The following is a 22,714-nucleotide window of genomic DNA, read 5'->3' on the forward strand; positions in this document are numbered from 1 at the left end:
CGCCGTATGACGGTGACTTGGGAAGACCTCGGATGGGAGCGCGTGGCCGCCGGGGTGGGGCGGTGCCGGCTGCCGGTATGGGACTGCACGGCGGGGCTGGTGGTCGGCGAGGGCGCGGCCCTCATGATCGACGCGGGGTCGAGCCTCGCCGAGGGCGCGAAGTTGCGGGCTCAGGCGCGGGCGGCCGCGGGTCACCGTGTGACGCATCTCGCGCTGACCCATCCCCATTTCGACCATGTCTTCGGGGCGGCGGCGTTCACGGACACCGAGGTGTTCGGCGCGGTGGGCGTGGAAGGGGTGCTGACGCGGGTGCGGGACCGGGAGGACCTGCGCGCGGACGCGGTGCGCAACGGCCTGGCGGCGTCCACGGCCGGGGAGGCGGCGGAGCGGCTGGCCCCGCCCGGCCATCTGGTCTCCGGCGAGTGGACCCTCGATCTGGGCGGCGGCCGGCAGGTGCTGCTGGCGAACGTGGGCCCGGGGCACACCGCGCACGACCTGGCGGTGCTGGTGCCGGGAGATCCGGAGGTGGTGTTCTGCGGCGACCTGGTCGAGGAGTCAGGCGATCCCCAGGCGGGTCCCGACGCGGTGCCGTCGCACTGGCCGGCCGCCCTGGACCGGCTGCTCGGCCTGGGCGGCGAGGACGCGCTGTACGTACCCGGTCACGGAGCGGTGGTCGACGCGGCGTTCGTGCGGGCGCAGCGCGACGCGCTGGCGGCGCGTTTCGGCGTGTCGCGGTGATCGCCGTTCGCCTTCTCCTATCGTCATTCGAATGCGCCAGTACTCCGCCGATCTGACCCCGCCGTGGAAGAAGCCGAAGCCGGTGCCCGAGGTCGCGGCGGAGCCGGGTCTGGTGGTGGAGGAGCCGGTGACCGGCTTCTGCGGTGCGGTGATCCGCTGCGAGGCGGGCACGGTGACGCTGGAGGACCGCTTCGGCAAGCACCGGGTGTTTCCCATGGAGCCGCGCGGCTTCCTGCTGGAGGGCAGGGTGGTGACCCTCGTCCGCCCCGCTCCGGGCGGCCCCGCGCGTCCCACCCGCACGGCCTCCGGGTCGGTCGCCGTCCCTGGTGCGCGCGCCCGCGTGGCCCGCGCCGGCCGCATCTACGTCGAGGGCCGCCACGACGCCGAGCTGGTCGAGAAGGTGTGGGGCGACGACCTGCGCATCGAGGGCGTGGTCGTGGAGTACCTGGAGGGTGTCGACGACCTCCCGTCGATCGTCGAGAGCTTCGCCCCCGGCCCGGACGCCCGCCTCGGCGTCCTGGTCGACCACCTGGTCCCGGGCTCGAAGGAGTGGCGCATCGCCCGGTCCGTCACCAGTGACCACGCCCTGGTCGTGGGCCACCCGTACATCGACGTCTGGGAGGCGGTGAAACCGTCGTCCCTGGGCATCGGCTCCTGGCCCCGCGTCCCACGCGGCCAGGACTGGAAGACGGGCGTGTGCAGGGCACTGGGCTGGCCGGAGAACACGGGGGCGGCCTGGCAGCGGATCCTGTCGGGGGTGCGCTCGTACAAGGACCTGGAGCCGGAGCTGCTGGGCAGGGTCGAGGAACTGATCGACTTCGTCACGGCCCCGGCGCACTGAGCCGCCTCAGTCCACAGGTCCCGCACCACCCCGACCGACTCCGTCACGGCCCCGGCGCATGAGCCGCCTCAGTCCACCAGGTCCCGCACCACCCCGTCCGCCAGCAGCCTCCCCCGCAGCGTCAGCACGGCCCGGCCCTCCTCGTACGGACCTTTCTGCAGCAGCCCGTCCGACAGCGCCTTGCGCGAAGCGGCGAGCCCCTCCTCGCGCAACAAGGAGAGCGGCGCCCCCTCCCGCAGGCGCAGCTCCAGCAGGATCCGCTCGACCCGCCGGTCCTCACCGGACAGCAGCTCACGCCCGGCACCCGGCGACCGCCCCGCCGCCAACGCCCCGGCGTACGCCCCGGGATGCTTCACGTTCCACCACCGGACGCCGCCCACATGACTGTGCGCACCGGGCCCGGCCCCCCACCAGTCGGCTCCCCGCCAGTACAGCTCGTTGTGCAGGCAGCGCCCGGCCTCGGAGGTCGCCCAGTTCGACACCTCGTACCACTCGAAGCCCGCGCCCGAGAGGACCTCGTCCGCGATCAGATACCGGTCGGCGTGGACGTCGTCGTCGGTCATCGGCACCTCGCCCCGGCGGATCCGGCGGGCCAGCTGCGTGCCCTCCTCGACGATCAGGGCGTAGGCGCTGACATGGTCCGGCCCGGCGCCCAGCACCGCGTCCAGCGAGGCCCGCCAGTCGTCGTCGGACTCGCCCGGAGTGCCGTAGATCAGGTCGAGGTTGACGTGCTCGAACCCGGCCGCCCGGGCCTCCGCCACACACGCCTCGGGCCGGCCCGGCGTATGCGTGCGGTCCAGCACCTTCAGCACGTGCTGCCGCGCGCTCTGCATCCCGAAGGAGATCCGGTTGAAGCCCCCCTCGCGCAGAGCCGCCAGGTACGCGGGGTCGACCGACTCCGGGTTCGCCTCCGTCGTGACCTCGGCGTCCTGCGCGAGCCCGAACTCGTCCCGGACGGCCTTCAGCATCCGGACGAGGTCACCGGCGTCCAGCAGCGTGGGCGTCCCCCCGCCCACGAACACCGTCCGCACCGGCCGCGGATCGTCCCCCAGCACCTTGCGCGCCAGCCGGATCTCGTCGGCCAGCGTCTCGGCGTAGTTGTCACGGGACGCGAGCACGCCGCCGGTGCCGCGCAACTCGGTCGCGGTGTAGGTGTTGAAGTCGCAGTAGCCGCAGCGGGTCGCGCAGTACGGGACGTGCAGGTAGAACCCGAGCGGGCGGTCGGCGGCCCCGGCGAGCGCGGACGCGGGCAGCGCACCGTCGTCGGGGACGGGCTCGCCGTCGGGGAGTGCGGAAGGCATGTCCTCCATTGTCCAGCACCCGCGCGCTCACTCCGCCTGGAGCACCAGCAGCGCGAGATCGTCCGCCGGGGGCCGCGCCCCGAAGTCGTGCACCAGCCGCTTGATCCGCTCGGCTATCAGCTCCGCGTCCAGCCCGGCGCACCCGGCCAGCGCCGCCGCGAGACCGTCCCCGTCGTCGAACTGGCGGGAGCCCGAGCGGCGCTCGGTCACGCCGTCGGTGACGCACAGGAGCGTGTCGCCGGACCGCAGCTCGAAGGTCTCACTGGTGTAGGTGGCGTCCTCGACGACGCCGAGGAGGGTCTGGGGCTGCGCGCACGGGTGGACCTCGCCGCCCGCCCCGAGCAGCAGGGGCAGCGGGTGCCCGGCGGAGGCGACGGTGCAGCGGACACCGCCGTCGAAGGGGACGAGTTCCCCGTACAGGAGGGACAGGAAGCGCGTCTGGGGACCGTCGCCGGGCGGGGTCGGCCGCGCGCCCGCGGCGACCAGCGCCCGGGCCGCCGCGTCGGCGGCCTCCGTGGCGTCGTCGAGCAGGAGCTGGTTGAGACGGTCCAGGACGTCGGCGACCCGGTAGCCCTCGCGGGCCAGCAGCCGCAGCCAGGGCCTGGCCAGGCCGATCACGACGGCCGCCTCGGGCCCCTTGCCCTGGACGTCGCCGACGGCGAAGCACCAGCGGCCGTCGCCGGCCGGGAACAGGTCGTAGAAGTCGCCGCTCGGCCCGCCCTTGTCGCACGGCTCGTAGACGAGGGCGCTGCGCATGCCGGGGATCTCGGCCACGGCGCCCGGCAGCAGCCCGCGCTGGAGGACGGCGCTGATGGTGGCCTGGCGGGCGTACTGGCGGGCGGCGCCGATGGCGAGGGCCACCCGGCGGCCGAGATCCTCGACGAGGCCGGTGATCTCGTCGGGGAAGCCGGCCGTCCCGGACCGGCCGATGACGAGGGTGCCCAGCGGGCGCCCCCCGGCGATCAGCCGGTACGCGAGGGCCGCGCCGGGCTCACCGGCGTCGTCACCGAGCGCCTCGGCGGGCCAGGGGTAGGCGACGGGCCCGGACCCGCCCTGCTCCCGACCGCGCTCGAAGGGGGCCGCGCCCATCGGGTCGAACGGTTGCGGCGCGTCCTTCTCCAGGGCGCGGCGCAGCTCCTCGATGCGGTTCTCACTGCCGTGCCACACCCGGGCGAGGCGCGGTCCGCCCGCGCCGGCTCCGCCCCTCCAGCCGTCGCCCGTGGCCTCGTCCTCCAGCCACACCGCGCACCAGTCGGCCAGCCGGGGCACGATCAGCTGCCCGGCGAGGGCCGCGACCAGGTCCTCGTCGAGCTGTCCGGCGAGCAGGTCGGAGGCCTCGGCGAGGAAGGAGAGGGCGCCGCGGCCGAGCCAGGCGCCGTCGGGCCCGTTGCGCCCGTGGCGGCTCTCGTGCCGGTCCCGCCAGTCCCGTAGGTCGTTCCAGTCACGCAGGTCACGGGACTCCCGCATGGCGGGCCAGTCGCGTGCCTCTCCGCCCTCCCGCGAGTCCCATGTCTCGCCTCCTTCGCGCGAGTCCCACAGGTCTCCTCCGGCACGCCAGGTCCGTGCGGTCTCCCCCGCCTCGCCGTCCTGGCGTGGTTCCGGCGCCAGGATCTCCGCCACCCGCAGGCCACGCGCCAGCGCGTGTTCCCCGGCGTACGCCTCGATCTGCTCGCCCGCCGCGCACCCCCCGGCGGGCAGCCGCGCCCACACGGTCTTGCGCCCCGTGCGGTACGTGATCCCCCACGCCTCGCAGAGCGCGCCGACCAGTCGCAGGCCACGCCCGTACTCGGGGGTGTCGTGCGGTGTCTCCGGCTCGCCGCCGCGTGGGGCGCGGGAGGGGTGGTGGTCGCAGACCTCGACGACGAGCGCGGCCGTGTCCGGGGTGTCGCCTTCGAGCCGGCACTCCATCTCGACGTCGGTGCCGGCGTGCACGACGGCGTTGGTGACGAGTTCGCTGACGACGAGCGCGGCGTCGTCGGCGAGGCGGTCGGTGAGGTGCCCGGCGCCGGGCAGGCCGAGCCCGGTCCACTCGGCGAGCGCCGCGCGCACCAGGGCGCGGGCGGCGCGCGGCGCGAGAGAGCTGCCGGACAGGGTCGCGTGCGCCCGCGCGCGCTCCTGTGCGGGCGCCTCGGTGGACCCGGGCGTCGCGCGGGCGGGCTCCCGCGGATCGGGGGCGAGCGCCCCGACGGACGGTGTGATCACCTCCGCGGACGGTGCGGGCTCCTCGGAAACGGGCCCCTCCTGGACGGGCACGGGCGTCTCCCCAGCGTGGGCAGGCGCCTCTGAGGCACGGGAAGCGGTCTCCCGTTGCGTCGGAATGGCCCCCATGGACAGCTCCCCGGGCAGTTCGTACGAATACGCCACAGTCGATGCCGACAGAGTGACAGACTGACCACGCCCATAAGCGCCGAGTTACCGAAGTGGGCCGCCATGAGTGAGAACAGTGCTACTCCTGTGGTCGAAGACCGGCACGAGGACGGTCAGATTCGTACATCCGATCTGCGTCCTCTGCTCGCCGCCATGACAGCCGCGCGTGACGGCGACTTCGCCAAGGTGCCGGAATCCGGGCATGGGATGGTGGCCGAACTCACCGCGGTCTTCAACCAGATCATGGACCGCAGCATCCATTTCACCACCGAGACACGACGCGTCAGACGGGAGCTGGTGCGGCACGGCCGGCTCGACGAGCGCCTCTCGGCCAGCCCGGGCCAGGGCCTGTGGACCTCCCGCGTCGATGACGTGAACCAGCTGCTCGACGCCCTGGTCGCCCCGGCGGCGAACGCCACGCGGGTACTGGACGCGGTGGCGGGCGGCGATCTGACCCAGCGGGTCGATCTGCACGACGGCACACGGGAGTTGCGCGGCGACCTGCGGCGCCTGGGCCGGGCCGTGAACAAGATGGTGGACCAGCTCTCCCTGTTCACCGGTGAGGTGACCCGGGTCGCCCGTGAGGTCGGCACCGAGGGCCGGCTCGGCGGCCGGGCCAAGGTGCAGGGCCTGTCGGGCAGTTGGCGGGACGTGACGGAGGCCGTCAACACGATGGCCTCCCGCCTGACGGCCCAGGTCCGGGACATCGCGGCGGTGACGACGGCGGTGGCCCGCGGCGACCTGACACGCACGGTCACGGTGGAGGCGACCGGCGAGCTGCTCGAACTGAAGCTGACCGTCAACACGATGGTCGACCAGCTGTCCGCCTTCGCCGACGAGGTCACCCGCGTCGCCCGCGAGGTCGGCACCGAGGGCCGGCTGGGCGGCCGGGCGCAGGTGCGGGGCGTCTCGGGCGTGTGGAAGGACCTCACCGACAACGTCAACTTCATGGCGTCGAACCTGACCTCCCAGGTCCGCAACATCGCCCAGGTGACGACGGCCGTCGCCAACGGCGACCTGTCGCAGAAGATCACGGTCGACGCGCAGGGCGAGATCCTGGAGCTGAAGTCGACCATCAACACGATGGTGGACCAGCTCTCCGCCTTCGCCGACGAGGTGACCCGGGTGGCCCGTGAGGTCGGCACCGAGGGCAACCTCGGCGGCCGGGCTCAGGTCCGGGGCGTCTCCGGCGTGTGGAAGGACCTCACCGACAACGTCAACTTCATGGCCGACAACCTCACGTCCCAGGTCCGCAACATCGCCCTGGTCTCCACCGCCGTCGCCCAGGGCGACCTCGGCAAGAAGATCACGGTGGAGGCCAAGGGCGAGATCCTGGAGCTGAAGTCCACGATCAACACGATGGTCGACCAGCTCTCCGCCTTCGCCGACGAGGTCACCCGCGTCGCCCGCGAGGTCGGCACCGAGGGCAACCTCGGCGGCCAGGCTCAGGTCCGGGGCGTCTCCGGCGTCTGGAAGGACCTCACCGACAACGTCAACTTCATGGCGCTGAACCTGACCTCGCAGGTCCGCAACATCGCCCAGGTGACGACGGCCGTCGCCAACGGTGATCTGTCGAAGAAGATCACGGTCGACGCGCGCGGGGAGATCCTGGAGCTGAAGGACACCGTCAACACGATGGTGGAGCAGCTGCGCGCCTTCGCGGACGAGGTGACCCGGGTGGCCCGCGAGGTCGGCACCGACGGCCGGCTCGGCGGCCGGGCCCAGGTGCTGGGTGTCTCCGGCGTCTGGCGGGACCTGACGGACAACGTCAACTACATGGCCGACAATCTCACCTCCCAGGTGCGCAACATCGCCCAGGTGGCGACGGCCGTGGCGCAGGGCGACCTGTCCCGGAAGATCGACGTGGACGCGCGCGGCGAGATCCTGGAGCTGAAGACCACCATCAACACCATGGTCGACACGCTGTCCTCCTTCTCCTCGGAGGTCACCCGCGTGGCCCGCGAGGTCGGCAGCGAGGGCAGACTCGGAGGCCAGGCCCGGGTCGAGGGCGTGTACGGCACCTGGAAGCGCCTGACGACGAACGTCAACGAACTCGCCTCCAACCTCACCACCCAGGTCCGCGCGATCGCCGAGGTCGCCTCCGCCGTGGCCCAGGGCGACATGTCCCGCTCGATCACGGTGGAGACGCAGGGCGAGGTCGCCGAGCTGAAGGACAACATCAACCTGATGGTGGCCAACCTCCGCGAGACGACCCGCGCGAAGGACTGGCTGGAGTCCAACCTGGCCCGGCTCGCCGCCCTGATGCAGGGCCACCGGGACCTGATGGAGGTCGCCGACCTGATACTCCGCGAGCTGACCCCGCTGGTGAACGCCCAGTACGGCGCGTTCTATCTGGCAGACCCGGACGAGGGCGGCGCGGCCGCGCGCACCACCGTGCCGATCAAGGGCCTGGCCTTCATCGCCGGCTACGGCGCCGCCCAGGACACGACCGTCGAGACCGGCGGCCTGCCGGTGCACGGTCTGGTCGCGCAGGCGGCCCGGGAGAAGAAGCGGATCCTGGTGGAGGGCGCCCCGCCCGACTACATCAAGATCAACAGCGGGCTGGGCGAGGCGGCCCCGACCACGATCGTCATCATCCCGATCCTCTTCGAGGACAAGCTCCTCGGTGTCATCGAACTCGCCTCGTTCTCCCGCTTCTCCGATGTGCACCTGGCGTTCTTCGACCAGTTCGTCAACACCATCGGCGTCGCCATCAACACCATCATCGCCAACTCCCGGACGGAGTCCCTGCTCGGCGAGTCCCAGCGCCTCGCCATGCAGCTCCAGGAGCGCTCGGACGAACTCCAGAAGCAGCAGGGCGAACTCCAGCGCTCCAACGCCGCACTGGAGGAGAAGGCCGCCCTGCTGGCCACGTCCTCGCAGTACAAGTCGGAGTTCCTGGCGAACATGTCGCACGAGCTGCGCACGCCGCTGAACTCCCTGCTGATCCTGGCCCGGCTGCTCTCCGACAACCCGGACGGCCACCTCTCCGACCAGGAGGTGCAGTTCGCGGCGACGATCCACCGCTCGGGCTCGGACCTCCTGCAGCTGATCAACGACATCCTGGACCTGTCGAAGATCGAGGCCGGCCGGATGGACGTACGCCCCAAACGGCTGCCGCTGATCAAGCTGCTCGACTACGTCCACGCGACGTTCCGCCCCCTCACGATCGACCGCGGGCTCGCCTTCGAGCTGGCGGTGGGCGAGGACGTACCGCGTGAGATGTACTCGGACGAGCAGCGGCTCCAGCAGATCCTGCGCAACCTGCTGTCCAACGCGATCAAGTTCACCGCGAACGGCAAGGTCGAGCTGCGGGTGGACCGGGTGCAGGACGCCGAGCACCGACGGGGGTCCCCCCGCTCGGGAGAAGCCGAGGGCGGGGGAGTCCGGGACACCGACGACGTCGTCGCGTTCGCCGTCTCCGACACCGGCATCGGGATCGCGCCGGAGAAACTCCCGGTGATCTTCGAGGCGTTCCAGCAGGCCGACGGCACCACCAACCGCAAGTACGGCGGGACCGGCCTCGGCCTGTCCATCAGCCGGGAGATCGCGGGGCTGCTCGGCGGCCGGATCGTCGCCGAGAGCGAACCCGGCAAGGGATCCACGTTCACCCTCTACGTCCCCGTCGTCAGCCCCGGTCACACGGCTCCCGTGCCGCTCCCCGAGGAGCGCACCGACCTGCCCCTGCCGCTCCGGCCGGCCGCCGGGCCCCTCCCCGTGGCGCACGACACGGACGACGCGTGGCCCGCGCCGACCAAGCTGGAGGCGTGGACGTCCGGCAGGCCGGGCCGGATCCTGGCCGGGCGGCGGGTGCTGATCGTGGACGACGACATCCGCAACGTCTTCGCCCTCACCCATGTCCTGGGCCGGGTCGGCATGACCGTGCTGTACGCGGAGAACGGCCGCGAGGGCATCGAGACACTGGAGCGCAGCCCGGACGTCGAACTGGTCCTGATGGACATCATGATGCCGGAGATGGACGGCTACGAGACCATCTCCGCGATCCGCCGCACACCCCGCTGGGCGGGCCTTCCGATCGTGGCGCTGACCGCCAAGGCGATGCCCGGCGACCGGGAGAAGTCCATCGCCCGCGGCGCCAACGACTACGTGCCCAAGCCGGTGGACATCGACGGCCTGCTGACGGTCGTGTGCGGGCTGCTGGACCCCGAGGGCACGGAAGAAGAGGCATGAGCAGCACGGCCACTCACCCCGAACGCGCCGGAATCCTCCTCGTCGACGACATGGAGGACAACCTCACGGCCCTGGAGGCCGTCCTGGCCTCCCTCAACGAGCCGCTGGTACGGGCCCGTTCGGGCGAGGAGGCGATGAAGGCCCTGCTGCGGCAGCCGATCGCCCTGGTCCTGCTCGACATCCGCATGCCCGGCATGGACGGCTTCGAGACCGCCGCCCACATCAAACGCCTCGACCAGACCCGGGACGTCCCGATCATCTTCCTCACCGGCGCGGACGACGACTCGGGCTACGCCTTCCGCGGCTACGCGACCGGCGCCGCCGACTACGTGACCAAGCCCTTCGACCCGTGGGTCCTCAGGGCCAAGGTCAGCGTCTTCCTGGACCTCTACCGCAAAGGCCGGGAGGTGGAACGCCTGCGCGCGGAGGTCCAGGAGTTGCGACGCCGGGTTGATCCGGAGGTCTGAGGGCCCCCTACCGCTCGCGAGAGCCGTCGTACATCTCCTCGATCAGGTGCTTGTACTCCCGCTCCACCACCGGCCGCTTCAGCTTCAGGCTCGGCGTGATCTCACCGTGCTCCACATCGAGGTCCCGCGGCAGCAGGCGGAACTTCTTGATGGTCTGCCACCGCTGAAGCCCCTCGTTGAGCTGCTTCACATACCCGTCGACCATCTCGACGGTCACCGGCGCGGCGACGATCTCCGCGTACGACTTCCCCTCGAGCCCGTTCTCCTTGGCCCACTCGGTGATCGAGGGCTCGTCCAGCGCGATGAGCGCCGTGCAGAAGTTCCGGTCGGCCCCGTGCACCAGGATGTTGGACACGTACGGGCACACCGCCTTGAACTGCCCCTCGACCTCCGCCGGGGCGATGTACTTGCCGCCCGAGGTCTTGATGAGGTCCTTCTTGCGGTCGGTGATCCGCAGGTACCCGTCGGGCGACAGCTCCCCGATGTCCCCGGTGTGGAACCAGCCGTCCGGCTCCAGCACCTCGGCGGTCTTCTCGGGCAGCTTGTGGTAGCCCTCCATGATGCCCGGGCCGCGCAGCAGGATCTCCCCGTCGTCGGCGATCCGCACCTCCGTGCCGGGCAGCGGCTTGCCGACGGTGCCGGTGCGGTAGGCCTCGCCCGGGTTCACGAAGGACGCCGCGGAGGACTCGGTCAGTCCGTAGCCCTCCAGGATGTGGATGCCGGCACCCGCGAAGAAGTAGCCGATCTCGGGCGACAGCGCGGCGGAACCCGAGACGCACGCCCGCAGGTTCCCGCCGAAGGCCTCACGGATCTTGGCGAACACCAGCGCGTCGGCCACCTTGTGCTTCGCGCCCAGCCCGAACGGCACGGACGCGGTCCCGGTCCGGCGGAAGTTGTCCTGGGAGATCTTGGCATACTCGCGGGCCACCTCGGCCGCCCACTGGAAGATCTTGTACTTGGCCCCGCCGCCGGCGCGGGCCTTCGCGGCCACGCCGTTGTAGACCTTCTCGAAGATGCGCGGCACGGCCGCCATGTACGTCGGCTGCACCACCGGCAGATTCTCGATGATCTTGTCGACCCGGCCGTCCACGGCGGTCACGTGCCCGACCTCGATCTGCCCGGACGTGAGCACCTTGCCGAAGACGTGCGCGAGGGGCAGCCACAGGTACTGCACGTCCTCGGTGCTGACCAGCCCGGTCGCGGCGATCGCCTTCGCCATGTACGACCAGTTGTCGTGCGGCAGGCGCACCCCCTTGGGGCGGCCCGTGGTGCCGGAGGTGTAGATGAGGGTGGCGAGCTGGTCCTTGGTGATCGCGCCGACCCGCTCCTTGATCAGGTCGGGGTCCTTCTCCAGCCGGGCCGCGCCGCGCTTCTCCAGCTCGTCCAGGGTGAGGATCCAGTCGGCGGTCTCGACCCCGGCCGCGTCGACGACCACGACATGCGTCAGCTCGGGCAGCTCGGCGCGCTTCTCCTTCGCCTTGGCCAGCTGCTCGGCGTTCTCCGCGATCAGCACCCGGCTCTCGGAGTCCGACAGGATGTACGCGGACTCCTCGGCGTTGGTCTGCGGGTACACCGTGGTCGTGGCGGCGCCGGCGCACATGATGCCGAGGTCGGCCAGGATCCACTCGATCCGGGTGCTGGAGGCCAGGGCGACGCGCTGCTCGGGCTGCACGCCCAGCTCGATGAGTCCCGCCGCGATGGCGTAGACCCGCTCGGCGGCATGCGCCCAGCTCAGCGATTTCCACTCGTCCGGCCCCTGGTCCGCCGACGACGGGACCGGATACCGATAGGCCTCGGCGTCCGGCGTGGCCGCCACGCGCTCCAGGAAGAGGCCCGCCACGGAGGGCGGACGGTTCTCGATCAGGGTCTGTGTGTCGCTCACGACATCCTCCGGGCCCGCGACGGTGCGGCTGGCTCAGGTGCGGCTGGTGGGCACTCACGAGGCGTCACGAGGCGCAGTCCACGCCCCGTTGTTTAACTCGTGAGTAACTATCGAGCAGGGATCAGAGTAAAGGGCGACCGGCCCCTGCGTAAGGGGCCGCGGCCTGTCACTTCGTACAGAGAGCTACCCCATGCACGCGCAGGGGCCCGCCGCACTTTCGCACGACGAGCCCCTGTTCAACCCGGATTGCGGTGTAACCCACGGTAATCCGCGATTACTTCTTGCCCTTGCCCGACCCCGCGCTGTCATCGCTCGACAGGACGGCGATGAAGGCCTCCTGCGGAACCTCTACGGAACCCACCATCTTCATCCGCTTCTTGCCCTCCTTCTGCTTCTCCAGCAGCTTCCGCTTACGGGAGATGTCACCGCCGTAGCACTTGGCGAGGACGTCCTTGCGGATGGCACGGATGGTTTCGCGGGCGATGACCCGGGAGCCGATGGCCGCCTGGACCGGCACCTCGAAGGCCTGCCGCGGGATGAGCTCCTTGAGCTTGGCGACGAGCCGCACGCCGTACGCGTACGCCTGGTCCTTGTGGGTGATCGCCGAGAAGGCGTCGACCTTGTCGCCGTGCAGCAGGATGTCGACCTTGACCAGGCTGGAGGTCTGCTCGCCGGTGGGCTCGTAGTCGAGCGAGGCGTAGCCGCGGGTCTTGGACTTCAGCTGGTCGAAGAAGTCGAAGACGATCTCCGCGAGCGGCAGGGTGTAGCGGATCTCGACCCGGTCCTCGGAGAGGTAGTCCATGCCGAGCAGGACCCCGCGCCTGGTCTGGCACAGCTCCATGATCGAGCCGATGAACTCGCTGGGCGCCAGGATGGTGGCCCGCACGACCGGCTCGTAGACCTCCGAGATCTTGCCCTCGGGGAACTCGCTGGGGTTGGTGACGGTGTGCTCGGTGCCGTCCTCCATGAGGACGCGGTAGACCACGTTCGGCGCGGTGGCGATCAGGTCGAGGCCGAACTCGCGCTCCAGCCGCTCGCGGATCACGTCCAGGTGCAGCAGGCCGAGGAAACCGACGCGGAAACCGAAGCCGAGCGCGGCGGAGGTCTCCGGCTCGTAGACCAGCGCGGCGTCGTTGAGCTGGAGCTTGTCCAGGGCCTCGCGCAGCTCCGGGTAGTCCGAGCCGTCCAGCGGATACAGGCCCGAGAAGACCATGGGCTTGGGGTCCTTGTAGCCGCCGAGCGCCTCCTCGGCCCCCTTGGACTGGCTGGTGACGGTGTCACCGACCTTGGACTGGCGGACGTCCTTCACACCGGTGATGAGGTAGCCCACCTCGCCGACGCCGAGCCCGTCGGCGGCGAGCATCTCGGGCGAGTTCGTCCCGATCTCCAGCAGCTCGTGGGTGGCGTTGGTGGACATCATCCGGATGCGCTCGCGCTTGTTGAGCTGCCCGTCGATGACGCGGACGTACGTCACGACACCCCGGTAGGAGTCGTAGACGGAGTCGAAGATCATGGCGCGGGCGGGGGCGTCCTTGACGCCGACCGGCGCCGGGACCTCGGCGACGACCTTGTCGAGCAGCGCCTCGACGCCCAGACCGGTCTTGGCGGAGACCTTCAGCACGTCCTCGGGGTCGCAGCCGATGAGGTTGGCGAGCTCCTCGGAGAACTTCTCCGGCTGGGCGGCCGGCAGGTCGATCTTGTTCAGCACAGGGATGATCTTGAGGTCGTTCTCCATCGCCAGGTACAGGTTGGCGAGGGTCTGCGCCTCGATGCCCTGGGCCGCGTCGACGAGGAGCACGGTGCCCTCGCAGGCCGCGAGCGACCGCGAGACCTCGTAGGTGAAGTCGACGTGCCCCGGGGTGTCGATCATGTTGAGGATGTGCGTGTTGCTCTTGTCATGGGTCGGAGCCCAGGGCAGACGCACCGCCTGTGACTTGATCGTGATGCCGCGCTCGCGCTCGATGTCCATGCGGTCGAGGTACTGGGCGCGCATCTGCCGGTGCTCGACCACTCCGGTCAGCTGGAGCATCCGGTCGGCGAGCGTGGACTTGCCGTGGTCGATGTGCGCGATGATGCAGAAGTTGCGGATCAGAGCCGGGTCGGTACGGCTCGGCTCGGGCACGTGGCTGGGGATCGCGGGCACGCAGGGTCCTGATTCTTGAGGCGTCCGCAGTGTCTGCGGTCTCGGGTCGGATCGATACGTAGCCTCCATGGTCCCACGGGTGGGGACCACGGACGGGTTTGGGCCGTGGATGGGGCCGCTGGTAGCCTGGGTGGCTGTGCCTCATGCCCTCTCGCAGGAGGCACGACCAAGAAATCACCCGGTGCGGGAATCGTGCGGTATCCGTGCGGCCTCGTGCCAGAACCTGAGAAGGCTCATTCGTGGCGAACATCAAGTCCCAGATCAAGCGGATCAAGACCAACGAGAAGGCGCGGCTGCGCAACAAGGCCGTCAAGTCCTCCCTGAAGACCGCGATCCGCAAGGCCCGTGAGGCTGCTGCCGCGGGTGACGTCGAGAAGGCCACCGAGTACCAGCGCGTCGCCGCGCGTCAGCTCGACAAGGCCGTCTCCAAGGGCGTCATCCACAAGAACCAGGCCGCCAACAAGAAGTCGGCGCTGGCTTCGAAGGTCGACGCGCTCAAGGGCTGACATCTGATGTGACGCCGGAGGGAATCGAGCGGGCCCTCTCTCATCCGCTCCCGTCCGGCACCCCTCGGATCCGCGCGCGGCCTGCGTTCGCCACGCGGGCGCGGATCCAGCAGCTTGAATCGAAGGCCGGGTGCCCTCCTGTTCCCCATGGGACGGCAACCCGGCCTTCGGCCTGTTCAGGACCAGAACTCGTTGTTCTTGTCGATGTCCTCGACGCATTCGTCGAGGTCGGTGACCTTGTCGCCGACGATCCGGAAGATGATGCAGCCGGTGTCGTCGAGGCGCTTGCCGTTGCGCTCGGCCGTGAAGTGGTTCATGCCGACCGCGTGGCCGCGGCCGTCGACACAGATGCCGATGAGGTCGGCGCGCATGGTCCCGTTCGTCTCCGCGCCGAGCCGCTCGTACATCTCGATGATCGAGTCCACGCCTTTGAAGTCGCCCGACATCGGGTGATCTCCCGGCACGTGGTGTGTGGCGTCCGACGCGATCAGTCCGCGCAAGGTGTCCATGTCACCGCGCGAGAAGGCCTCGAACCCCTTGCGGACCAGCGCTGCGTGCGGGTGTTCAGCCATGACCCTCGCCACCTCTCCGTCACTTGGCGACGTACGGCTGATACACCCGATTCTCCTCTTCGGCAGGAGGAGGGCGACTCGATCACGGCACAGTGGAGACATGGACGCAGACGACACGAGCGCACCGGTCCTGGTCCGCGCGGCGACCAGGCTCCCCGCCCAGGACCTGGAGCGGGCGCGGCGCTTCTACTCCGAGAAGCTCGGTCTGGATCCCGTCGACGAACGCCCCGGCGGGCTGCTCTACCGGTGCGGCGGCGCGGAGTTCGTCCTCTTCCGGTCGACGGGCGCCTCGCCCGGCACCTTCACCCAGATGGCGCTGGAGGTCGAGGACATCGACGCGGCGGTCGCGGAGCTGAAGCGGCGCGGCGTGGTGTTCGAGGAGGTCGACGCCCCCGGCTTCCGCACGCGGGGCGGAATCGCCGAGATCGAGGGGAACTACCCGAGCAAGGGCGCACGCGGCGAACGCAGCGCCTGGTTCCACGACAGCGAGGGGAACCTGCTGGGGATGGGGGAGCCGATTCGCTGAGCAGAGGGCGCGGCCATGAGCGTGCAGCGGGTCCTGGGGAGCCGGCCCGGCAGGCCCCGGCCCGCGAGGGAAGCCGTGCGAGCCCGGGTCCCGGCCGGCCCCCGGACCTGACCGGCCCTGGTCCGGCCGGCCCGCCTCCCCAGGCGACGCCGAGCGGACCTGGATCCGACCGGCGCGGGCAGGTCAGCCCCGGCCCCTGGAGCGGGCCGCCCGGGCGATGGTGACCACTGCCTTCTCCAGGGCGTACTCGGGGTCGTCGCCGCCGCCCTTCACCCCCGCGTCCGCCTCCGCCACGGCCCGCAGCGCGACCGACACCCCGTCCGGGGTCCAGCCCCGCATCTGCTGCCGCACGCGGTCGATCTTCCACGGCGGCATCCCCAGCTCCCGCGCGAGATCGGCCGGACGGCCCCCGCGCGCGGACGACAGCTTCCCGATCGCCCGGACGCCCTGCGCGAGCGCGCTCGTGATCATCACCGGCGCCACCCCGGTCGCCAGCGACCAGCGCAACGCCTCCAGGGCCTCCGCGGCCCGCCCCTCGACCGCCCGGTCGGCGACCGTGAAGCTCGACGCCTCGGCCCGCCCGGTGTAGTACCGCCCGACGACCGCCTCGTCGATCGTCCCCTCGATGTCCGCGACCAGCTGGGACACCGCCGAGGCCAGCTCCCGCAGATCGCTGCCGAGCGCGTCGACGAGTGCCTGGCAGGCCTCCGGGGTGGCGGACCTCCCCGTCGCCCTGAACTCGCCCCGCACGAACGCCAACCGGTCCGCCGGCTTCGTCATCTTCGGGCAGGCCACCTCGCGCGCCCCCGCCTTGCGCGCCGCGTCGAGCAGCCCCTTGCCCTTGGCCCCGCCGGCGTGCAGCAGCACCAGGGTGATCTCCTCGGCGGGGGACCCGAGATACGCCTTCACGTCCTTGATCGTGTCGGCCGACAGATCCTGCGCGTTGCGTACGACCACGACCTTGCGCTCCGCGAAGAGCGACGGGCTCGTCAGCTCGGCGAGCGTGCCGGGCTGCACCTGGTCCGGGGTCAGGTCCCGCACGTCCGTGTCGGCGTCGGCGGCCTTCGCCGCGGCCACCACCTCCTGCACGGCACGGTCGAGGAGCAGGTCCTCCTGGCCCACGGCGAGCGTCACCGGGGCGAGGGGGTCGTCGTTCGCAGTCTTCCTGGCCATCGCGACAAGCATCCCACGCGCCACTGACAGCGGACCCCGGCGGACCGGGAGGCGCCCCCGCGCAAGACCCGGGCGCCTACGGTTCCTCCCGCCAGCCCTCCCACTCGCCGGCCAGCCGGTCCAGCTCCCCGGGGTCCAGCCGTCCGTCCTCGTCCCGCAGGACGACCAGCCACTGCGCGTCCTCGGCGTCGTCCTCACCGGCCAGCGCGTCCCGCACCAGCTGCGGCTCCTCGACGACCCCGAACCTCTCCCGCAGCGCGTCCACCACCTCTTCCGCGGCATCACGGTCGGGCAGTACCAGCACATGTCGCACGTCACTCACGCCGGCCATTGTCCGACACCGCACGGCGGCCCGGCCGCTCAGCCCTTGCGCACGACCTGCACATCGAGATCGACCCTGATGCTCGGCCCCACCACCGCGATGCCCCGCGCCAGCATCGTCTGCCAGCTCACGGTGAAGTCGTCCCGGTGCAGCTCGGTCGTGGCCCGGCAGGCCGCCCGCACCTCACCCTCCATGCCGTTGCCCAGCCCCAGGTACTCCGTGTCCAGCGTGACCGTCCGCGTCACGCCGTGCAGCGACAGCGCCCCGGTCACGGCCCACCGGTTCCCGCCCTTGTGCACGAACCGCTCGCTGTAGAACTCCAGGGTCGGGAACCTCTCGACGTCCAGGAAGTCCGCCGATCGGAGATGGTCGTCGCGCATCCTCATGTTGGTGTCGATGGACGCCGCGTCGATCACCACGTGCATCGCCGACCGCTCCATCGGATCGGCGACCCGTATGACGCCCGCGAACGACTTGAACTGCCCGTGGATCCGGGCCAGTCCGATGTGCCGCGCGGTGAAGCCGATCGAGGAGTGCGCCGGCTCGATCTCCCAGTCACCGGCATCGGGCAGCTCCGGCGGCCGGGCCAGTTGCAGTGTCACGTCCCCGAGCGACGCGAGCGCGTTCTCCGCGACCTGCGTGGTCGCCCGGTACGGCGTGTACCCCTCCGCCGACACCGCGAGCCGGTACTCCCCCGCGGGCAACGTCGTCATGAACGACCCGTACGGATCCGCTCCCCCGCTGACCACAGGCCGCCCCACGTCGTCCGTGACCGCGAACTCGGCGTGCGTGACCGGCTCGTTGACCGGGTCCAGCACCCGGCAGGCCAGCACCCCGGCGCTCGGCGGTGTCGGCACCGCCGCCAGGGGACTCGTCCGTTGCACCCGGTCGGTGCGGCTTCCCCGCCAGCGGCCGATCATCACGACTCCCCTGAGTGACTCGAAATCGCCTGTTGATCACTGTTGATCACACGTTGCGAAGACGCATTCGACCACCGGTGGGGCTTTCGAGGCAACACGGGACCACATCACGGGAAACCAGCAGATGTGCTGGTACTACGCATGAGTAGCCCCGTGTGGCCGGACTTGTTCCTTACGAGGGATTTCGCGCTACCGGCACCTTGTCGAGCTCGATGCCGAACCGCTCCCGGTAGACCCCGAGTACCTCCTCGTCCGCCCCCAGCTCACGCTCGTCGCGTGTGCCGTCGGCCGCCGTCACCGTGAGCCTGCGCCCGCTGAGCGTGATCCTGCCTCCGTCCTCCGTCACCCGCGAACAGACCAGCGACCGCGTGAAGTGCGACACCGGCGAGGTGCTGTGCCACCACGCCCCGGCCACGAAGTCACCGAGCGCCCGCGGCCGCACCTCCAGGCGGTACTGCGGTCTGCCGCCCCGGGACACGTCCAGGTCCGCCGCCTCCGCCGTGCCGTGCCCCCCGCGCACACCGGCCGCGTCCGGCCCCGCCTCGACGATCCGGAACGTGCCCCCCGGATCCTCCTGTTCTCCCCGCTCCCCGAACGCCAGCGGCAGATGGCTGTGCGCCCCGAAGCCGACGTCCGCCAGCCAGTCGCCCCCGTCCACCGTCCGCACCCGCAGCGCAAGATGGTCGTAGGGAATCCCGAGCCGCTCCCCGTCCCCGTACACCCGCCCCGCCAGCAGCGCCACGTCGAACCCCAGCGCGCGGAGCAACGCCCCGAAGGCACCGTTGAGTTCGTAACAGAACCCGCCCCGCCGGCCGCCCACCACCTTGTCCAGCAGCCGCTTCTCCTCCAGCACGATCTCCTCGCCCAGATGGATCGAGAGGTTCTCGAAAGGCACGGTCTGCAGGTGTCGCAGGTGCAGCTCGCGCAGCGCGTCGACGGTGGGCCACGCCGGGGGCTGGACCCCGAGCCGGCGGAGATAGGCATCAACCTGTGCTGAGTTCATGCCCTCAGTCTCGCGCCACACTCAGCTCACCGCCCCCTCCCACGACCGCCAACGCGCCGTCCCGGTCCGTCCGCAGCACCGCGGCTCCCCCGGCGCGCAGGGCGGCGACGGTGCCGGGGGCGGGGTGACCGTAGGAGTTGTCCTCGCCGCAGGAGATGAGGGCCAGCCGCGGTGCCGCCCGGCGCAGGAGGCCGGGGTCCTGGTAGGCCGATCCGTGGTGGGCGACCTTCAGCACGTCCACACCCTCCAGCGCCCCGGCCGCCGGGGAACGCGCCAGCGCCCGCTGCGCCGGGGGCTCCAGGTCCCCCAGGAGCAGCAGGCGCAGTCCGGCAGCACGGACCAGCATGGCGACACTGGCGTCGTTCGGTCCCTCCGGCACCGGGTGGGCCGCGAACACCCCCGGTTCCGGCTCCGGCGGCGGCCACACCACCTGCCAGGACAGCTCCCCCGTACGCCGCTGCTCCCCGGCCGCCGCCCGCGTCACGGGAATCCGCCGCGCCGCCGCCAGCCTCCGTACGAACGCGGCCTGGTCCGCGGGCTCTTCGAAACCCGTCGTCTCGATCGCGCCCACCGCCCGTGCGCGCAGCACCCCGGGCAGACCGGCCACGTGATCGGCGTGGAAGTGGGTGAGCACGACCAGCGGGATCCTGGTGATGCCGAGGGAGCGCAGACAGTGGTCCACGAGCCGCGGGTCTGGCCCCGCGTCGACCACCACGCCGGCCCCCTCGCCCGCGGCGAGCACCATCGCATCGCCCTGCCCCACGTCACACATCACCAGCCGCCAGCCCGGCGGCGGCCAGCCCGTGACCACCCGGGTCAGCGGCGGCGGCTGCACCACCGCCAGTGCCAGCAGCAGGCCGCAGACCCCGCACCACCAGGGGTGCCCGAGCAGCCGCCGTCCGACGAGCACCACGACCAGGGTCACGGCCAGGAGCAGCGCCGCACCCGCCCAACTGCCCGGCCAGTCGATCCCTCCGCCGGGAAGCGCCGCCCCGGTCCGGGCGATCCGCGCGATCCACCCGGCGGGCCAATGCGCGCACCACGCCAGGGCCTTGGCCATCGGCATCGCCACCGGCGCCGTGGCCAGCGCCGCGAACCCCAGCACGGTCGCCGGCGCGATCGCGAACTCCGCGAGCAGATTGCACGGCACCGCCACCAGGCTCACCCGCGCGGACAGCACGGCCACGACGGGCGCGCACAGGGCCTGCGCGGCCGCGGCGGCGCCCAGCGCCTCGGCGAGCCTCGCCGGCACCCCGCGCCGCCGCAGCCCGGCGCTCCAGCGCGGCGCGAGCGTGAGCAGGGCGCCGGTCGCCACGACGGAGAGCAGGAACCCGTAACTGCGCGCCAGCCACGGGTCGTGGAGCACCAGCAGCAGTACCGCCGTCGCCAGTGCCGGGATCATCGACCTCCGGCGTCCGGTCGCCAGGGCCAGCAGCGCGACCGCCCCGCAGGCCGCGGCCCGCACCACGCTCGGGTCCGGTCTGCACACGACCACGAACCCGAGCGAGAGGGCGCCCCCGAGCACCGCCGTCCCCCGCAGCGAGATGCCGAGCCGTGGTGCGAGCCCCCGCCGCTCCACGTGCTGTGCCAGGCCCGGCGGTCCGAGCAGCAGAGCGAGGAGGATCGTGAAGTTGGCCCCGGACACGGCCAGCGTGTGGGTGAGATCGGTCTCCTTGAAGGCCTCCTCCAGCTCCGGGGTGATCCGTGAGGTGTCTCCCACCACGAGGCCCGGCAGGAGCGCCCGAGCGTCCGCCGGCAGCCCGTCGGTCGCCTCCCGCAGCCCGGCGCGCAACCGCCCGGCGAGCCGCTGCGGCCCCGAGGGCTCGCCGACCACGTCCGGCCCGCCACGGCCCCGCACGCGCAGCACGGCCGCCACCCGGTCGCCGCCCGTCATCGCGGGTGCCAGCCGGGCGCTGACCCGCAGCCGCGTCGACGGCAGCAGGCCGAGCCACGGGGACCGCAGCGGCCCACCTTCGACCCGGCGCGGAAGGGACGAGTCCACGTCCACGATCATCAGCACCGGCGTCCGGACCGTCACCGCCGCGCCGCCCGCCTCCTTCACGCGCCGCACGTCGGCGTCGATCAGCACGGCCGTCGGAGCCACGTGATCGCCCCGGACCTTCGGCCGGGTGAGCCGCGGATCGGACGTGAGCTCGACCTCGGCGGTCACCGTGGCGTAGTCCCGCGCCAGGCCGGGCACGGGCCCGCGGCGCAGATCCGCCCCGTGCAGCCCGGCCGAGGCGGCAGCCGCGGCCACGCACAACAGCAGGGCGGCGGCCGAGGCTCGCGGCCAGGACGCCGCCCGGTGCCGCCGGGCCGACGGCAGCAGCGCGACGGCTGCCAGGCAGCCGATCACGATGCCGAGCGCCCACTTCGGGGACGCGCCCAGTACCAGCGCCGCCGTCGCCCAGGCCGCCAGGGCGGGTGGAACGAGCCGCAGGTCCGTCGGGCCCTCCTGGCGTGGTCGGGCGGCGCCGAGACGCGCGCCGGAGGACGCGTGCACGGCGGACCGACCGGGGCGGAACCCGGACGCGGCCTCGTCGCGCCGCACCGGCGGTCCGGGGGCGCTCCTCATGGCCGTACGAGATCGCGCAGGTCGGCGAAGCGGCGATCGCCGATGCCGTTCACCTCGCGCAACTCGTCCACCGTGCGGAAGCCGCCGTGCTGCTGGCGGTAGTCGATGATGTGCTGCGCCAGGACCGGGCCGACGCCCGGCAAGGTGTCGAGCTGGTCCGCGGTGGCCGTGTTGAGGGAGACGGGAGCCGCCGGCCCGGCCGCCGCGCCGGCCGGAGCACCACCGGGAGCCGAACCGCCGCCCGCCCCTGGCCCCTGGGCGGGAGCCGGCCCCCCGACGACCACCTGCTCGCCGTCCACGAGGAACCGGGCGCGGTTGAGCCCGTCGGTGTCCGTACCCGGCTTCACCCCGCCCGCCGCGCTCAGGGCGTCCGCCACCCGCGAGCCGGCCGGCAGCCGGTGGATCCCCGGCTCACGGACCTTGCCGCTGACGTCCACCACGATCTCGGGCGCCCCCGACTCACCAGTCCCGGCGGAAGCCCCGGCGGAGATCCCGGCGGGCACCCCGGCACCGCCCGGGCCTCGCTTCTTCTCCGCCGCCCCGCTCTCCTGCCCCTCCCCGAACGGCACCGCCGCCCGCACCACCTCCGGCGGCCGCACGGTCTGGGTGCGGCCGGTCCAGAAGTGCTGCAGGGCGAAGGCCGCGGCGACGACGAGCACGACGGTCAGAGCGAGCACATTCCGCCGCTCCAGGCCACACCTCGTCTGCAGCCACAGCGGCATCCGCTCCCGCAGCGCCAGCCCCGCCCGCTCCCGCCAGGCTCCCTCCGCCGCGCGCTGGTCCTCGAGGTCCCCGTCGTGATCCACCTCGGCGAAAGCGCTCCTGTGAGCCATGGACGCCGTGTGGCCGCCACGCCCTCGCCGGGGCTCGTCGACAGCGACGGAACCCGACCACCCAGGCGGCCCCTGCCCCGACTCCCGCCGCTCTCCCGCCCGTTCGGCAGGTCCGGGCGGCCCGGTCCGCTCGTCCGGCTCGGCCCCTGCGGGATGCTCGCCGAACAACATTCCGGCGCGCCGCCGGAGTTCCTCCGCCGAGGCATGACGCTGCCGGGCCCGCCCGCGCGGAACGGACCGGCGGTGACGGATGCGCCCGTCGGACGCCGGCCCGCGGCCCGGCCCACTGGTCGCGGTCGCTGTGCGTGAACGTGATCGAAGTGCCATGGGACGAGGATCGGCCACCTCGCCCCA

The 22,714-nt window shown here is 71.9% G+C and carries 17 protein-coding genes; 6 read left to right on the plus strand and 11 right to left on the minus strand.

The genetic code is table 11. The features are described from left to right. Positions 1-6 precede the first annotated feature (6 nt). A complete protein-coding gene (locus ACFY9E_RS09675; protein WP_390981096.1) occupies positions 7-738 on the plus strand; it encodes an MBL fold metallo-hydrolase in 732 nt (243 codons plus the stop codon). A 31-nt stretch (positions 739-769) separates the two neighbouring features. Beyond that, a complete protein-coding gene (locus ACFY9E_RS09680) occupies positions 770-1,579 on the plus strand; it encodes a DUF3097 family protein (RefSeq protein WP_390981098.1) in 810 nt (269 codons plus the stop codon). A 68-nt stretch (positions 1,580-1,647) separates the two neighbouring features. Here the strand turns inward: ACFY9E_RS09680 and hemW are convergent, their stop codons facing one another. Together hemW and ACFY9E_RS09690 are read right to left on the minus strand one after the other, a co-directional pair. Continuing rightward, positions 1,648-2,880 carry a radical SAM family heme chaperone HemW gene (gene hemW, locus ACFY9E_RS09685; RefSeq protein WP_390981100.1) on the minus strand — a complete coding sequence of 411 codons (1,233 nt, stop codon included), beginning with the start codon at positions 2,878-2,880 and terminating at the stop codon, positions 1,648-1,650. A gap of 27 nt (positions 2,881-2,907) precedes the next feature. Next, positions 2,908-5,208, minus strand: a complete 2,301-nt coding sequence (locus ACFY9E_RS09690) for a SpoIIE family protein phosphatase (protein WP_390981101.1) — start codon at positions 5,206-5,208, stop codon at positions 2,908-2,910. Between the two features lie 102 nt (positions 5,209-5,310). On the opposite strand from ACFY9E_RS09690, the gene ACFY9E_RS09695 reads away from it, so the two are divergent. After that, the gene (locus ACFY9E_RS09695; protein ID WP_390981103.1) at positions 5,311-9,438 is read left to right on the plus strand and encodes a HAMP domain-containing protein; all 4,128 of its coding nucleotides are present in this window, start codon (positions 5,311-5,313) and stop codon (positions 9,436-9,438) included. Then, complete coding sequence (locus tag ACFY9E_RS09700; RefSeq protein ID WP_390981105.1) at positions 9,435-9,905, plus strand: response regulator; 471 nt, start codon at positions 9,435-9,437, stop codon at positions 9,903-9,905. Before ACFY9E_RS09695 ends, ACFY9E_RS09700 begins: the two co-directional genes overlap by 4 nt. Before the next feature lie 7 nt (positions 9,906-9,912). On the opposite strand, the gene ACFY9E_RS09705 is transcribed toward ACFY9E_RS09700, so the two are convergent. Together ACFY9E_RS09705 and lepA are read right to left on the minus strand one after the other, a co-directional pair. Further along, positions 9,913-11,787: an AMP-binding protein gene (locus ACFY9E_RS09705; protein ID WP_390981107.1), complete on the minus strand. Its 1,875-nt coding sequence runs from the start codon at positions 11,785-11,787 to the stop codon at positions 9,913-9,915. A 274-nt stretch (positions 11,788-12,061) separates the two neighbouring features. Then, complete coding sequence (lepA, locus tag ACFY9E_RS09710) at positions 12,062-13,930, minus strand: translation elongation factor 4 (RefSeq protein WP_390981109.1); 1,869 nt, start codon at positions 13,928-13,930, stop codon at positions 12,062-12,064. 239 nt (positions 13,931-14,169) lie between these two features. On the opposite strand from lepA, the gene rpsT reads away from it, so the two are divergent. After that, a complete protein-coding gene (gene rpsT / locus ACFY9E_RS09715) occupies positions 14,170-14,436 on the plus strand; it encodes a 30S ribosomal protein S20 (protein WP_053669127.1) in 267 nt (88 codons plus the stop codon). Positions 14,437-14,612: 176 nt separating this feature from the next. Here the strand turns inward: rpsT and ACFY9E_RS09720 are convergent, their stop codons facing one another. After that, positions 14,613-15,008 carry a nuclear transport factor 2 family protein gene (locus ACFY9E_RS09720; protein ID WP_390981111.1) on the minus strand — a complete coding sequence of 132 codons (396 nt, stop codon included), beginning with the start codon at positions 15,006-15,008 and terminating at the stop codon, positions 14,613-14,615. A 100-nt stretch (positions 15,009-15,108) separates the two neighbouring features. Here ACFY9E_RS09720 and ACFY9E_RS09725 point away from each other — a divergent pair, with 100 nt between their 5' ends. Then, positions 15,109-15,534, plus strand: a complete 426-nt coding sequence (locus tag ACFY9E_RS09725; RefSeq protein WP_390981113.1) for a VOC family protein — start codon at positions 15,109-15,111, stop codon at positions 15,532-15,534. Between the two features lie 183 nt (positions 15,535-15,717). Here ACFY9E_RS09725 and holA read toward each other — a convergent pair whose 3' ends face one another. The 6 genes from holA to ACFY9E_RS09755 all read right to left on the minus strand — a co-directional run bounded on the left by holA (position 15,718) and on the right by ACFY9E_RS09755 (position 22,687). Further along, positions 15,718-16,707, minus strand: a complete 990-nt coding sequence (gene holA / locus ACFY9E_RS09730) for a DNA polymerase III subunit delta (protein ID WP_390981115.1) — start codon at positions 16,705-16,707, stop codon at positions 15,718-15,720. Positions 16,708-16,783: 76 nt separating this feature from the next. Beyond that, positions 16,784-17,029, minus strand: a complete 246-nt coding sequence (locus ACFY9E_RS09735; RefSeq protein ID WP_390981117.1) for a hypothetical protein — start codon at positions 17,027-17,029, stop codon at positions 16,784-16,786. A 38-nt stretch (positions 17,030-17,067) separates the two neighbouring features. Beyond that, positions 17,068-17,949 (minus strand): YceI family protein, encoded by an 882-nt coding sequence (locus ACFY9E_RS09740; protein WP_390981119.1) that lies wholly within the window; start codon positions 17,947-17,949, stop codon positions 17,068-17,070. 172 nt (positions 17,950-18,121) lie between these two features. Further along, entirely contained in the window at positions 18,122-18,952 is an 831-nt protein-coding gene (locus ACFY9E_RS09745) for an arylamine N-acetyltransferase (protein ID WP_390981121.1), read from the minus strand. 4 nt (positions 18,953-18,956) lie between these two features. Next, on the minus strand, positions 18,957-21,527 hold the full coding sequence (locus ACFY9E_RS09750) for a ComEC/Rec2 family competence protein (protein ID WP_390981123.1): 2,571 nt from the start codon (positions 21,525-21,527) through the stop codon (positions 18,957-18,959). Further along, entirely contained in the window at positions 21,524-22,687 is a 1,164-nt protein-coding gene (locus ACFY9E_RS09755; RefSeq protein ID WP_390981125.1) for a helix-hairpin-helix domain-containing protein, read from the minus strand. The genes ACFY9E_RS09750 and ACFY9E_RS09755 overlap by 4 nt, the downstream gene beginning before the upstream one ends. Between the last annotated feature and the right edge of the window lie 27 nt (positions 22,688-22,714).

Source organism: Streptomyces sp. NPDC012466 (genome assembly GCF_042955215.1).
GTDB lineage: Bacteria > Actinomycetota > Actinomycetes > Streptomycetales > Streptomycetaceae > Streptomyces.

Excerpts from the sequence above, each read along its gene's own strand:
- holA (WP_390981115.1), bottom strand. The coding sequence starts at position 16,707 with ATGGCCAGGAAGACTGCGAACGACGACCCCCTCGCCCCGGTGACGCTC.
- ACFY9E_RS09745 (WP_390981121.1), bottom strand. The coding sequence starts at position 18,952 with ATGAACTCAGCACAGGTTGATGCCTATCTCCGCCGGCTCGGGGTCCAG.
- ACFY9E_RS09755 (WP_390981125.1), bottom strand. The coding sequence starts at position 22,687 with ATGGCACTTCGATCACGTTCACGCACAGCGACCGCGACCAGTGGGCCG.
- ACFY9E_RS09680 (WP_390981098.1), top strand. The coding sequence starts at position 770 with ATGCGCCAGTACTCCGCCGATCTGACCCCGCCGTGGAAGAAGCCGAAG.
- hemW (WP_390981100.1), bottom strand. The coding sequence starts at position 2,880 with ATGCCTTCCGCACTCCCCGACGGCGAGCCCGTCCCCGACGACGGTGCG.
- ACFY9E_RS09695 (WP_390981103.1), top strand. The coding sequence starts at position 5,311 with ATGAGTGAGAACAGTGCTACTCCTGTGGTCGAAGACCGGCACGAGGAC.
- ACFY9E_RS09675 (WP_390981096.1), top strand. The coding sequence starts at position 7 with ATGACGGTGACTTGGGAAGACCTCGGATGGGAGCGCGTGGCCGCCGGG.
- ACFY9E_RS09740 (WP_390981119.1), bottom strand. The coding sequence starts at position 17,949 with ATGATCGGCCGCTGGCGGGGAAGCCGCACCGACCGGGTGCAACGGACG.
- ACFY9E_RS09720 (WP_390981111.1), bottom strand. The coding sequence starts at position 15,008 with ATGGCTGAACACCCGCACGCAGCGCTGGTCCGCAAGGGGTTCGAGGCC.
- ACFY9E_RS09725 (WP_390981113.1), top strand. The coding sequence starts at position 15,109 with ATGGACGCAGACGACACGAGCGCACCGGTCCTGGTCCGCGCGGCGACC.
- ACFY9E_RS09750 (WP_390981123.1), bottom strand. The coding sequence starts at position 21,527 with ATGAGGAGCGCCCCCGGACCGCCGGTGCGGCGCGACGAGGCCGCGTCC.
- ACFY9E_RS09700 (WP_390981105.1), top strand. The coding sequence starts at position 9,435 with ATGAGCAGCACGGCCACTCACCCCGAACGCGCCGGAATCCTCCTCGTC.
- ACFY9E_RS09690 (WP_390981101.1), bottom strand. The coding sequence starts at position 5,208 with ATGGGGGCCATTCCGACGCAACGGGAGACCGCTTCCCGTGCCTCAGAG.